The organism is Trichocoleus sp. FACHB-90 (genome assembly GCF_014695505.1).
Lineage (GTDB): Bacteria > Cyanobacteriota > Cyanobacteriia > Cyanobacteriales > FACHB-T130 > Funiculus > Funiculus sociatus.
On the sequence record NZ_JACJOK010000044.1, the window covers coordinates 92,702 to 106,448 of the forward strand.

General features: G+C 43.8%; 11 protein-coding genes and 1 pseudogene. 10 read left to right on the forward strand and 2 right to left on the reverse strand.

The features are described from left to right. Nucleotides 1-5 precede the first annotated feature (5 nt). From H6F74_RS12975 to H6F74_RS13015, 9 genes and pseudogenes are all read left to right on the forward strand, one after another. Entirely contained in the window at nt 6-179 is a 174-nt protein-coding gene (locus H6F74_RS12975; RefSeq protein WP_190441589.1) for a hypothetical protein, read from the forward strand. Nucleotides 180-359: 180 nt separating this feature from the next. After that, a pseudogene (locus H6F74_RS30010) lies at nt 360-662 on the forward strand (DM13 domain-containing protein); the annotation flags it as partial. Nucleotides 663-890: 228 nt separating this feature from the next. Further along, nucleotides 891-1,154 carry a hypothetical protein gene (locus H6F74_RS12985; protein ID WP_190441591.1) on the forward strand — a complete coding sequence of 88 codons (264 nt, stop codon included), beginning with the start codon at nt 891-893 and terminating at the stop codon, nt 1,152-1,154. A gap of 115 nt (nt 1,155-1,269) precedes the next feature. Next, nucleotides 1,270-1,629 (forward strand): response regulator, encoded by a 360-nt coding sequence (locus H6F74_RS12990; protein ID WP_190441593.1) that lies wholly within the window; start codon nt 1,270-1,272, stop codon nt 1,627-1,629. 122 nt (nt 1,630-1,751) lie between these two features. Then, nucleotides 1,752-2,312, forward strand: coding sequence for a sugar O-acetyltransferase (locus H6F74_RS12995; protein WP_190441595.1), 561 nt, complete (start codon nt 1,752-1,754; stop codon nt 2,310-2,312). Nucleotides 2,313-2,420: 108 nt separating this feature from the next. Next, nucleotides 2,421-5,066, forward strand: coding sequence for a glucosidase (locus H6F74_RS13000; protein ID WP_190441597.1), 2,646 nt, complete (start codon nt 2,421-2,423; stop codon nt 5,064-5,066). A gap of 194 nt (nt 5,067-5,260) precedes the next feature. Next, entirely contained in the window at nt 5,261-6,748 is a 1,488-nt protein-coding gene (locus H6F74_RS13005) for an efflux RND transporter periplasmic adaptor subunit (protein ID WP_190441599.1), read from the forward strand. 230 nt (nt 6,749-6,978) lie between these two features. Next, on the forward strand, nt 6,979-8,139 hold the full coding sequence (locus H6F74_RS13010) for an ABC transporter permease (protein ID WP_190441601.1): 1,161 nt from the start codon (nt 6,979-6,981) through the stop codon (nt 8,137-8,139). Nucleotides 8,140-8,275: 136 nt separating this feature from the next. After that, entirely contained in the window at nt 8,276-10,192 is a 1,917-nt protein-coding gene (locus tag H6F74_RS13015; RefSeq protein WP_190441603.1) for a TolC family protein, read from the forward strand. Nucleotides 10,193-10,346: 154 nt separating this feature from the next. Here the strand turns inward: H6F74_RS13015 and H6F74_RS13020 are convergent, their stop codons facing one another. Together H6F74_RS13020 and H6F74_RS13025 are read right to left on the reverse strand one after the other, a co-directional pair. Beyond that, entirely contained in the window at nt 10,347-12,530 is a 2,184-nt protein-coding gene (locus tag H6F74_RS13020) for a Tex family protein (RefSeq protein ID WP_190441605.1), read from the reverse strand. A 45-nt stretch (nt 12,531-12,575) separates the two neighbouring features. Further along, nucleotides 12,576-13,019: a DUF4079 family protein gene (locus H6F74_RS13025; RefSeq protein WP_190441607.1), complete on the reverse strand. Its 444-nt coding sequence runs from the start codon at nt 13,017-13,019 to the stop codon at nt 12,576-12,578. Nucleotides 13,020-13,106: 87 nt separating this feature from the next. Here H6F74_RS13025 and H6F74_RS13030 point away from each other — a divergent pair, with 87 nt between their 5' ends. Further along, nucleotides 13,107-13,523, forward strand: a complete 417-nt coding sequence (locus H6F74_RS13030; RefSeq protein WP_347269514.1) for a Uma2 family endonuclease — start codon at nt 13,107-13,109, stop codon at nt 13,521-13,523. The last annotated feature ends 224 nt before the right edge of the window (nt 13,524-13,747 follow it).

A 13,747-nucleotide genomic window follows, 5' to 3' on the forward strand; every position in this document is an offset into this window, starting at 1 on the left:
GGGTTATGGCTTTTACATTCCAACTGGGGTGGTTAATTCTGCTACGCAAGCTGTTTATGACACTTTCCCTAGCATTATTCCTAGAAGGCGATCGCCCATTTTCCTCTTGTGCGATCGCATCTGGGTGTCACTTCTCCCCAGAAGGCGATCGCATCCTTGTGAGGATATGCAATTACTAATAGACTTATCTGCTACTTGGTAATACTAGGCATAATTCTTGTAGGTTCTGAAGTAGGCACAGGAGTTGTAGGAAATACACTATTAAATGCAGTTAATCTCTCAACAAATTTAAATGGAATTGCTGTAGCCCAAACTCGTCCGGCAACTCACCCTGGAATCTTTGTTGCAGAGGAACTGCTCGAATTATCAACGTCAATGGGCAACGATATATAGAGTTTGATTTGTCTTTTAAGACTAGCGAGCAAGGGCCTGATTTTCATGTGATTTTAGACGCATCACAGAAGCCGCCGCAGTCTTATCAAAACTCAAACGGCTACGTGAACCTGGGTAAATTACATAAATTCAACGGCACTCAACGCTACCCAATTCCTGCCGCTATTAATCTGGCAAACTTCAAATCTGTTGTTATTTGGTGCCGTATGGCTAACGCCACCTTTGGCTATGCCACGCTTGGCGGTACTAGCAACGCCAGCGCTCAGTAGTATTTTATCCACTTATGCCCACCGACTTCGGAGTTTGTGGGTATTGCTTCCATCAGCGAAAAAACGAAAATATTAGCACAGGCGTTACACAGCAAGGCAAAGCAGCCCTGCTGTGTATTGCTTTTTGTAAAAATTATCTCTTAGGGTAGGGAACTTTTGGTTAAGCTTAGGTTAAGGTGGCATGATTAGAGATTTTCTCAATAAACTCAATTTGATAAGAAGGTAGCCATGACAAATCCTGAGCGGGCGAGCAAAAACAGCTTTCTCTACCCTCAAAGCCGCTACTACGGCTCTTTTTCCCCGGAATTTCTAGCTTTTAATGCTAATCTGCAAGAATTTGCTCAGAAAGTTTCTTACATCTCGGCGCTAGAGACTGGAGGCAAACTTTCTCCAGAGGAAGCTTATGACCAGATAAAGGGTCTCTGGAAGCAGCTGAAGCAGAGCAAGAAATCAATGGGCATTGGCTCAGATTTGTCCTCAGAAACAAGATAAGGTTTCTTGCATATTGGCATCTTAAATAAAACAACCGCTCTAAGTAGTTTTGGCAAGGGAATTGCTAAGCATAGCTTTTGTCGTCTATGGGAATAAAAAATAGAAATAGCAACTGATGACAAAAGTGTTGGTAATTGAGGACGAAGAACTAATTCGCGAGAGTATTTTGAACCTTCTTGATGAAAGCGGGTTTACGGCGATTGGCGCTGAAAATGGCGAAAAGGGAGTGCAATTGGCAAAAGAGTTCGTCCCCGATTTGATTTTGTGTGATGTAAGAATGCCAAAACTTGATGGTTACGAAGTTTTGAGGGTGTTGCGTTCTGACCCGATTACAGGCACAATTACCTTCATTTTTCTCACTGCTGATAATCACCAAAATGTCCGTCAGCAAGGAGAAATTTTGGGGGCAAACGGTTATCTAGCAAAACCGTTTACAAGTGCTGAACTTCTAGAAGCGATCGCTACCTATTTGTAAATAAAATAAAAATCAAAAGAAGGATGAAGAAGGAAACAGATTGTTGTATTCCTTCTTCATCCTTCTTTTGACTTTTGCCTTCTTACTTCTTACTCTTGAAATATAGTGCAGGGAGTGACACCGTGGAAAAAACGGAAAAACAGAAGATGCTAGCAGGGGAGTTATATCTGCCTTCTGACCCGGAACTGGCTGCTGATAGCAAGCGGGCGCGTCGTCTGTTAAGAATGTACAGTGCGACGACTGAGGAACAGCCAGAATTGCGATCGCAAATCCTTAACGACTTATTCGGTAAGGTGGGAGCAAAAGTGGAAATTGTTCCTCCCTTTCATTGCGACTATGGTAGCAATATTTACGCTGGCGACGGCTTGTACATGAATTATGGATGTGTAATTTTAGACGGCAATACTGTTCATATCGGTGAAGATGTTTTATGCGCCCCTTATGTGCAAATTTACACCGCATATCACCCAACAGACCGAGAAATTCGTCAAAGTGGTTTGGAACTCGCTGCACCGATTAAAATTGGTAATAATGTTTGGATTGGAGGCGGTGCTATTATTTGTCCTGGGGTGACTATTGGCGATAATACTACTATCGGTGCTGGTAGTGTGGTTGTAAAAGATATTCCGCCGAATGTCGTTGCTGTGGGAAATCCTTGTCGGATTATTCGGCATCTAACTTGAAAAATTAGTAAAAATATAAGTGGCGAATCTTATTCGCGGCTATACATACTAAACCCGCCTGCGCGGGTTTCAAATTTAAAGTCTTAGTTTTCATTGCTAGTAAACAATATGACTGAAGAAGAAAAGAGGTTAGAAGAAGATCGCGATCGCCAGGCTTATTGGCGGCGTTGGGGGCCTTATTTAAGCGAACGTCAATGGGGAACTGTGCGCGAAGATTACAGTCCCGATGGCGCTGCTTGGCAGTATTTCCCTCACGATCATGCGCGTTCCCGTGCTTATCGGTGGGGGGAAGATGGTATTGCGGGGATTTCGGATAATCATCAGCGACTTTGTTTTGCGATCGCGCTGTGGAATGGTGAAGATCCCATTCTTAAAGAAAGGATTTTTGGGTTAACAGGAAAGGAAGGCAATCATGGAGAAGATGTCAAGGAATATTATTTTTATCTTGACAACACTCCTACCCATTCTTACATGAAATGTCTTTACAAATATCCGCATCAAGCATTTCCTTATTCCCAACTGGTTGAAGAAAATAAATGTAGAGGTTATCAAGATCGAGAATTTGAATTACTTGATACAGGGGTGTTTGCCGAAAACCGCTATTTTGATATTTTTGTCGAATATGCTAAAGCTGACTCAGAAGATATTTTAATTCAAATTAGTGTAGTTAACCGGGGAAAAGAAGCCAAGAGTCTGCATCTTTTGCCTACTCTATGGTTTCGTAATACGTGGTCTTGGAATCAGGCTGATGAAAAGCCCCGGATAAAAAAGCTCAAAAACGATCAAGGTTTAAGTATTGTAGAAGCCTCGGAAGCAACGCTGGGACGTTGGCTATATTCTGAGGGAGAACCGGAACTGCTGTTTACAGAAAACGAAACTAATAAGGAGAGATTGTTTGGCGTTAATAATTCCTCGCCCTACGTGAAAGATGGGATTAACAATTATATTGTTGAAGGTAAGAAAGATGCTGTTAATCCTAATCAAATAGGAACTAAGGTAGCAGCACACTATTTATTAAATGTTGGTGCGGGGGAAACTAAAGTTGTCAAATCGCGGTTGAGCGATCGCGCAGATTTAGCCGCACCATTTGACGCCCAGTTTGAGAGTATTTTTCAAACTCGAAAACGGGAAGCTGATGAATTTTACCAGCGTGTTGCTTCTTCCTGTTCGCTGACAGAAGATAGGCGCAACGTGCAACGCCAAGCTTTCGCGGGAATGTTGTGGAACAAGCAATTTTATTACTATGTTGTCGAGGAATGGCTAAAAGGAGATCCTGGTGAATTACCGCCACCAGAACCGCGACAAGGTATCAGAAACCATGATTGGATTCATTTTTTCAGCGATGATATTATTTCCATGCCTGATAAATGGGAATATCCTTGGTTTGCAATTTGGGATTTAGCATTTCACGTTATACCACTGGCGATAATTGATCCAGACTTTGCCAAGCGACAACTACAGCGATTGACGCGAGAATGGTATATGCACCCCAACGGTCAATTACCAGCTTATGAATGGGATTTTAGCGATGGAAATCCACCTGTTCATGCTTGGGCGGCGTTGCGGGTTTATAACATTGAGAAAAAAATGTATGGTCGCGCTGATAAAAAGTTTTTAGAGCGCGTTTTTCAAAAGTTACTACTTAATTTTACCTGGTGGGTGAACCGCAAAGATATTGAAGGAAAGAATGTTTTTCAGGGCGGATTTCTAGGGATGGACAATATTGGTGTCTTCGATAGAAATATGAAACTGCCCACGGGGGGACATTTGTCGCAGTCGGATGGTACTAGCTGGATGGGAATGTACTGTCTAAATATGTTAGCGATCGCGCTAGAATTAGCAATAGAAAATCCCTCCTATGAAGACATCGCCAGCAAGTTTTTTGAACATTTTCTCTATATTGCCGATGCGATGAACCAGATGGGCGAAAAAGAGGAATCGCTGTGGGATGAAACTGATGGTTTTTACTACGATATGCTGCATTCTCCCAATGGCAGTTATATACCCTTGAAAGTGCGTTCGATGGTGGGATTAATACCACTTTTGGCAGTGGAAGTCATAGAAGAAGAAACTTTAGAGCAGTTGCCTGGTTTTAAACAGCGAATGGAGTGGTTTATTCACAATCGCCCCAATCTGAAAAAAAATGTGGCTTGTATGGAAACGCCGGGAGTGGGTGCTAGAAGATTACTTGCGATCGCTTATAGTGGTAAACTCCGCCGCATCTTAGAAAGAATGCTTGATGAAAAAGAATTTTTTAGCGATTACGGCATTCGTTCGGTTTCCAAATTTCATGCTGAACATCCTTACATTTTCAATGTAAATGGAGATTCTTACTGTGTGAATTACGAACCAGCAGAATCTAGCAGCGGCTTATTTGGGGGTAATTCCAACTGGCGTGGCCCTATTTGGTTTCCCATCAATTATCTGCTTATTGAAGCCCTGCAAAAATTCCATCATTACCTTGGCGATGATTTCAAAATCGAGTGTCCGACTGGTTCGGGGCAAATGATGAACCTCTGGGAAGTTGCCACCGAATTATCCCAAAGGATGATCCAAATTTTTCTGGAAAATGAATCTGGTCAGCGCCCTGTTTATGGGGATTTGGAAATATTGCAAACAGATCCGCATTGGCGCGATTTAATTCTTTTCTATGAATATTTTCATGGCGATAACGGTGCAGGACTCGGCGCAAGTCATCAAACCGGATGGACTGGTCTAGTCGCCAAACTAATTCAGCAGTGCGGCGAAAAGTAAGTTTTACGGGGCTGTTACAGTGAAATATAGTAGCGGTAGATAAATCATCAGTGACATTGAAATTCGGGTGCATCCAAATTTTTAAACTCCTTATCCCTTACTTAACCCCTTCTCCCTAACTAGAGAAGGGGTTATGCGGCTTTGTAACTTCTGTGGGTGAGACATATGCAAGCTGACCAGGCAAAAGATTGAGCATGGAACAACAAGGTAAAAAAGAATTTAAGAAGGGTGTTCAATGGCTTGTCTGGTCAAGTGTTGGAGTTTTGGCGATCTTGAGCGCTGGAAGATGGGTAGATTATGCAAAGCTGCTGAATCGCTCACCAGATCCGGTTGAGGTGCGCCTACTTACCGTCAAGCGAGGCAACGTTGAGAATAAAATCAATGAGAGCGGTACAGTGAAGCTAGGCGGTCAACAAACCCTGAAGTCTCCAGCAGAAAGCGCCGTGGAGCAAGTGTTAGTGGAGCTTGGCGATCGCGTGAAATCTGGCCAAAAACTGATTGTTCTGCGTAACCGAGATCAACAAACTAGCCTCGCCGCCCAGCAGCTGGAGATTCAGAAACAGGAACTCACCCTAGAGAGAAACCGCCAGAAAGTTCTGGAAGCGACGGAAAAGCTAAATGCTGCCCAACGGGAACTCCAGAATCGTCCCAACAAGCAAGCAGAGATGCGGACACAGGAACTGATAATAGTCCGCAACCGCGAAAAAATTGCTGAAGAACAGGAAAAGCTAATAGCAGCAGCTGGGGAACTCCAGCAGTTGCAAGCTTTGGCTGAAAAAGGTTTTATTCCGGGAAAAGAACTTCAGGATCAAAAACAACAAGTCCGCGCCGCTGAATCAGCCCTGCGCGATGCTCAATTAGCGCTGAATACGAGTACCCTGGAACTTCAGCGCTTGAAGCAGGAGGGTCAAACTTCCCAGCAGGAATTTTTAGACAAGGTTGCAGCTGCTCAATCTGAACTGCGTCAGGCTCAGTCAGATGTTAACACCACTACCAGCGAAATTCAGCGCCTGAAGCTGGATCTAGAACGTCTGGTGCAGCAACTGCAAAACAACATTGTGAGTGCGCCAATTGCGGGTAAAGTTCTCAACATCATGGTCAAAAATGGGAACGGGGTAAATTTGGGTGATAACTTGGTGACTCTGGGCGACCCTTCGCAAGAACTGGTGGAACTGAATCTTTCCACCCTGAATGCTGCCAAGGTGAAGGTAAACCAAGTTGCTCGGATTAGCGTGATTGGCCCCGATTCGCAGATATTTAAAGGACGAGTGTTGAGCTTGTATCCGCAGGCGATCGCTTCTAACGCTAACAGCGATGAGCAGCAAGAAAGCCAATCTGGGCAAGTCACCGTACCTGCAATAGTCAAGATGGATCAGCCGACCCGCAAGCTGATCCCAGGCTCTCAGGTCAGTGTCGAAATCATTTTGGATCAGCGGAAAAACGTGGTGGTGTTAGATACGGAAGCCATTCAGCGTTCTAAAGGTAAACCGTTTGTCTGGGTACGCGATCGCCTTGGCAAAGCGCAAAAACGAAACGTAACTTTGGGGCTAGAGGATGTAACTAAGGTGGAAGTGACTTCTGGCTTGCGCCCAGGTGACAAAATTGTGCTTCCAAGCCCTGATTCTGAGCTAGAGCCAGGAATGCCTGTCACTGCCGAACAAGAATCAAAAGAGGGAGATTGAGAAATTATTTCATTAATAAATAAAGCCTGAAAATGCCTAGGCTCTTGGCTTTGCCCCATTGCTCGTCTCTGAACGACTCTGCCGGGTGTGAGAGCGATCACTGGATGCGATCGCTAGTGTGCCTCACTATCTGAATAAAGTAAAGAGGCGATCGCCTCCCTTTTCTGGTTCCCAGTCTCTGGAACCAGGAAAAAATCCGACATCAAGAGCATCCAAAATCCACAATTGGCATGAGCCTCGCCCCCTTCGACCTACTCGCTCTCACCCTTAACTCCCTACGCAGCAACCCCTTACGTTCTGTCCTCACTAGCGTGGGCGTTTTCATGGGTGTAGCGGCGGTTAGTGCCACGCTTGAAGTTGGCAATATCAGTAGAGCTGTAATTGCCCAGCAACTGGCAGAGGGAGACGCGCCTCAAGTCAGAATCTTTGTGGAAGGGGAGCTGAAGTTGGAAGACATGGAATTTTTGCGCCAGCGTCTAGTCGGCGTGCGGGCAATCAGTGCCTCCAGTTGGGTCTATCCTCCTTCGTCAACCATATTTCAGGATCAAGAAGCTGAACCTTCCATGACACCTGTTTCGGAAGACTTTTTTCTCACCTCTGGGAAGAAATTGCTAGCGGGACGCTTCTTCACCCCTGCCGACTTTGAAAACTATCGCCCTGTGGCGGTGATCGATCAATTTTTACTAGACAAACTTTTTCAGGGTCAGGAGGCGGTGGGAGAGACTATTTATGTCGGCGGAAGACCTTATGTAGTTGTGGGGGTGGTGCCGACTAATCCCCGCGATGAGGAACCGGAAGGGCAGCTACTGGTGCCAATGTCGTTTTACCACGCTCTCTCTGGTAGCCGCGATCTTGGCTCTCTCCAACTGCGCCCTTATAAGCTGGAAAAATTGAAAGATTTGCAAGAGCAAGCAAAGCTGCTGTTAGAGCAGCGCTTCCCGGACAAACGATTTTATGCTTATAACAATGTGGAGAAGATCCTTGAGCAAAAGCAAACTCTGGAACTTGCTTCACGCGGACTGACAGCAGTCGGGATAATTTCGCTGCTAATTGGTGGTGTTGGGATTGCTAATATTACGATCGCTGCCGTAATGGAGCGTACCCCAGAAATTGGTTTAAGGCGGGCAATTGGCGCAACTAGACGAGATATCATGCTGCAATTCATTTTAGAAGCAGCAATCTTGAGTTTATTCGGGGGAAGTGCTGCCATTGTCTCGGTGCATGGGTTGACAACTGTTGTCGCTGAGACTTTTAAGTTGCCTTACCAATTTGAGAAACGCATAGCAATTTTATCTTTAGGATCTGCTCTGCTGGTGGGAGTGGGTGCTGGGTTTGGGCCTGCTTTAAGAGCAAGCAAACTCGATCCAGTGAAAGCGTTGCGTAACTCGTAGGGTGAACCACACGTTATCGCCTAGATTCTCTTAGTAGATTTATTTGGGCTACAAGCTGGATAAAAGGATTTTGAATTAAACATCCAATTGTTCCATCTAAAATCTAAAATCAACTGGCTAAAAGCTATCAGTTATTATGTACAAGCGCGATCGCCAAATTTCTCAACATCCAGATTCTCTCGACAATTTTTTGCCGCCAGTTAGTTCCTGGCTCGGCAGTGCTTGTCTGCTTCTGGTGACAATTTTTGGCACGGCTATGACGCTGGCTGCGGCTTTTAAACCGGATGGGACAACAGTACAACCTACTGCTAAGGTTAAGGCTGCGTCTAGCGTTGCGATCGCCTCTAGGCGCGCGCCCCTATGGATTGGGGCTAAAACTCACAATAGCGTCAATCCCCAATCACCACAGCAAAGAGGAAAGCCAGATGCGATCGCTTTGCGTATGTCCCAAACGCTGTTCCCTATTCCGCCTGATCCCCAACTCCAAACCAAAAATAGCCTAACGCCTCTTGATATCCAGTTACAGCATCCCTCTAGCCCACTTCCCGCTCTTTCGAGGCAATTTGTTGACTTCCCATCGGCAACCAATATTAACCCCCAATCCTCAGATTTACTTGCATCTAAAACAACAAAACTAGCAAATTTATTCGCTCAAACTACACAAAAACCGAACCAGCCAGAACCAATAACACCTCAGCCAGGAATTCAATTAAACCTCGCTGATGTTGTCATTTTAGCCGTGCAGAACAACACAGATATCAAAAACGCCTATCTTGAAAGAATAGCCCAAAGACAAAACTTGGCAGTAGCTGAAGATAAATTTATCCCTAACCTTAGACCTAATGTATCTTTTAACATTGAGCGTTTCGGTTCTGGGGCAAATACATCAACCAGTGCTGATCTCGGTCTTGGGGCAATTGTTTCTGTAAATATTCCTACCGGAGCTAGGCTGAGTTTTGGCTGGGACACTCACACCCAGACCTCAAATGGAAATAATTTTATTGATAATATAAATAACGACATCCTTGGACAAAATCTCCAACTCCGTTTTACCCAACCCCTACTAAGAGGTGCTGGAACTGCTGTTAATAGAGCTTCGATTGAAATTGCTCGACTCGATGAACGAGCCAATATTCAAGCTTTAAAATCTACCCTAATCAATACAATTACCTCAGCTATTCTAGGCTATCGAGATTTGCTCCAGGCGCAAGAACAACTTGAAATCGAGCGGCTTTCCTTGGAAAGCGCCCGCCAAATCTTACAGATTAACCAAGCCTTAATTGATGCTGGTAGAATAGCGCCAGTTGAAATTGTTCAAAGTCAAACAGAAGTTGCTAACCGAGAACTTAGTTTATTAGCTGCTCAAAATACTCTTGCCTCTACCAAGTTAGCTTTGCTTGATATCTTAGACATCGGACAGAATCTGGATATTGTGGCAGTAGAAAGAATTGTATTATCATCAGTATCTCCAGAATTAAATAAACTAAAAACAGTAGCTTTTCAAAATAGACCTGATTATTTGCAAGCACAACTCCGCTTAGAAATAGCTAAATTAGACCAGTTGGTAGCAGATAATAACAGGCGCTTAAACTTAGATTTTGATGCAAGGTACAACAACTCTGTAAGTAGCACCTCACAATTGGCTGCTGGCTTAGTCTTTTCTCATACTTTTGGCGACCGCACAGCAGAACGAGATTTTCAGCGAAGCCGGGTAAACTTCCTCCAAGCAAATAATTCATTAGAAAATCTGCGTCAAAGTATAGAAATTCAAGTAACCGACCGGGTTAGAGATGTGAATCTCAGACTTTCGGAGGTGAGGCTTGCCCAACAAGCAAGGGAGTTGTCGGAAAGACAATTACAGATAGAACAAGAAAGGTTGAAATTGGGAAGAGGGGAAATTTTCCAAGTGGTGACTTTTCAAAATAACTTAGTAGAAGCAAGAAACAGAGAGCTTACTGCAATTATTGCCTATCTCAATGCTTTGACAGGTCTGGATCAAACTGTTGGTACGACTTTAGATACATGGAATGTGACGATAGAAACAAATAGGTAATTAAGCAGAAGCAAGTAGTAGCGCGGCAAGCTTAAAATATTGGGTAACAAGACTAAGGACTAGCGCCGTATGAGTAACCCCAATTAAATACACCGTTAATGTCTACCGACTTAATAGCATTCCCAGGCTAAGCCTGGGAACAAGAAATAAACTGCTATCTCCCACCACGTCCGCTATTTACGGAACCTGTTGATTTCATTGACAAGCTAATTCGCTTCAATTTCTCATTGACTTCTAGCACTCGCACTTTCACAACTTGTCCAACTTTGACAATTTTCTTAGGATCGTCAACAAATCGATCTGCTAATTGCGAAATATGCACTAAACCGTCTTGATGAACGCCAATATCAACAAATGCACCGAAATTAGCTACATTCGTCACAATTCCTTCTAATTCCATACCTACGGTGAGATCCTTGATTTCTTTGACACCTTCTTTGAAAGTTGCATACTTAAATTGTTCTCTCGGATCTCTTCCGGGCTTTTCCAATTCGCTAATAATATCGCGTAGAGTTGGTTCGCCTACTGTTTCGGTGACGTATTTTTTCAAGTTCATCGACTTGAGCTTTGCTGCAATCTGCGTTATCTGATCTAAAGGAGTATTTAAATCTTTAGCGATCGCTTCCACCACTTTATAGCTTTCCGGATGCACTGCTGTATTGTCTAACGGGTTGTCGCCAGCCCGAATTCGCAAAAAGCCAGCCGCTTGTTCAAATGCTTTTGGCCCCAATTTTGGCACTTTCAAAAGTTGTCGCCGATTTTTAAATGCACCATTTTCATTACGATAGTTGACGATATTTTTCGCCACTGCTGGTGTCATCCCAGAAACAAAAGTTAGAAGTTCCTTTGAGGCAGTATTCAAATCTACGCCGACGTAGTTAACGCAACTTTCTACCGTTTCATCTAACTTTTTCTTCAGCAATTTTTGGTCTACATCGTGCTGATACTGTCCCACACCAATCGATTTAGGATCGATTTTAACAAGTTCAGCTAAAGGGTCTTGCAAGCGACGACCGATACTGATGGCACCGCGCACGGTAAGATCAAGTTCGGGAAACTCTGCGATCGCTACCTCAGAAGCCGAGTAAATCGACGCTCCCGACTCATTCACCATCACTTTAACTGGTTTGCGATCCATCGTTTTGAGAACTTCCGAAACAAATTCGTCTGTCTCCCTTCCAGCTGTACCGTTGCCAATAGCTATCAACTGAATATTGTGCTTTTCAATCATTCTTTTGATAGCTTGTGCCGCTTGAGTGCGCTGTGCGGAGGCTTGGTGTGGAAAAATAGTTTGATACTCCAAAAATTTTCCCGTTTCTGAAAGTACAGAAACTTTACATCCAGTTCGGAAACCTGGATCTATGGCTAATGTCGGTTTCATTCCTGCTGGAGGAGATAGCAGCAACTCGCGCAGATTGCTTTCAAATGTTGTGATAGATTCAACATCAGCGTAAGTTTTAATTTCGGAACGCACTTCGCTAATTAAAGAAGTTTTCATCAAGCGATTGAACGCATCTTTGAGCATGGCTCGATAAAAGTCTCGAATTGCAGGAATTTTCGTTTTAATTTCCTGCGATTCTAGATAGGACATCACAACTGTTTCATCGAAGGAAAGTTCTAAATTTAACACTCCTTCAGTTTCTCCGCGCAGCAGTGCCAACATATTATGTGGCGCGATATTTGTCACCCGCATTTGATAGTTTCGGTACATCTCAAATTTGGTGGAACCTTCGGGATGTTCATCTTTGATGCGCGAGACAAAAACGCCTTCCTCCAGCAAATATTCTCGCAGATGCGATCGCAAGTTTGCCCGTTCTGACACTTCTTCTGCCAAAATGTCAGCAGCACCCTTAAGAGCATCTTCAGGAGTTTTTACTCCTTTTTCTTCAGAAACATACTGTGCTGCCGTTTCCACCAGGGACACAGGCTTTGCATTGGGAAGGTTCAACGACTTGATAAACTCGGCAAATGGCTCTAAACCTTTTTCCCTAGCAATTGTGGCGCGTGTTCGTCGCTTCGCTCGGTAAGGTAGGTAAAGGTCTTCAAGTTCGGTTTTCTGCAAACAAGATTCGATTTCGGTTTTCAGCTCATCGGTAAGTTTGCCTTGGGATGCGATCGCTTCCAAAATTGCCGCTTTCCGTTCCTCCAGTTCAGTCAAATAAGCATATCTATCAAATAAATCGCGCAGCTGAACTTCATTCATCTCGCCAGTGCGCTCTTTACGGTAACGTGCAATAAAAGGAATTGTTGACCCCTCAGCCAAGAGTTCCAGAGCGTTTTGCACCTGAGAAGGCTTGAGGGAAAGTTCTTGAGCCAGTAGTTGAGGAATATTCAGCATTGGGGTGTCAGCCGTTACGAATCAAACACTTCTGTAGCGATCATTCTACGGTAACAACTGATTTACAAGTCCTAATCCGGATAGCAGTTGCACCGTTAGCAACAATAGCACTAAACCATTGAGAGTCAAATGCACAGAGCTAGCCCAAGAACTGCGGCGAAAGCGCAATATTACCGTTGCGCTAGTAATTACTAAAATAACAACTGCCAATCCAACCAAATTGTGAGGAGAACCAGCAAGCAAGTCATCAAGTGTGAATTCCGCCGTCGTCACCCAACCCAAAAGCCACACACCTATACTTATCGCCAAAAACCCAATCCCTACTTTTTTGTGAATTTTTTGGAGATTGAACGTTTCCATCACATCTAAACCGCTTTTACCCAGCCGTGCATTGCGGTAGCGCCAACCATAAGTTGCAGCAGTAGCCGCTAGCGCGATCGCAGCCACTCCACCCACAGGATGCACCAAGGAAAGCCAATTGAAAGTCACGATATTTGATACAAACGTTTACACTTCTAATTCCACTATAAGCCGTGGTTACGGAAGCCATTCTCCTCAGCTCAACTAGCGAATAAGATACTATCGAATGGAACTCTTGAGCTTATGACTATCCGTGAACCCTATGAAGTTGTCAGCACTATCTTAGGAGTGCTGTTAGCTCTCTACTTTGCTGAAATCGGAATAAACGTTTATGGCACTGGTAGTGTCACCCTTGAAGCTGAGGAAAGAGGCGCTTCAGTGGAACCGGATCTTTCCTATTACGTAGGAGGAACTGAAGGCAAAGACTACTCGGATTTAGCCATTGAAGTAGCCTATACCAGCGGGAATATTAAAAAATTAGAGAAATATAAGCGGTTTGGGGTCACAGAAGTTTGGTTTTGGGAAAATAAACAGCTTTTTCTCTATCGCTTACACGAACACGAATATGAGCAAATCCCCCAAAGTGACTTTTTCCCGGATTTAAATCTAGCTTTGTTGTGCGGTGTATCCTGATTCATTTGCGGAAGAAGAATATGACACAAGCAATGATAGAATTTATTAATAAAATTCACCTTTAACACTATTTATAAATAATCAACAGCAGCAAACTGATTGTGAAACATCTAAGCTGTTAAGCATTTAAATAGGGTATAATCTGAAAATAAATTTAGTCTAACAAGTGAAAGATGCCAGCGAAAAATTATCTCAATCGAGAGCAAGTAGAGAAACTACAAAAA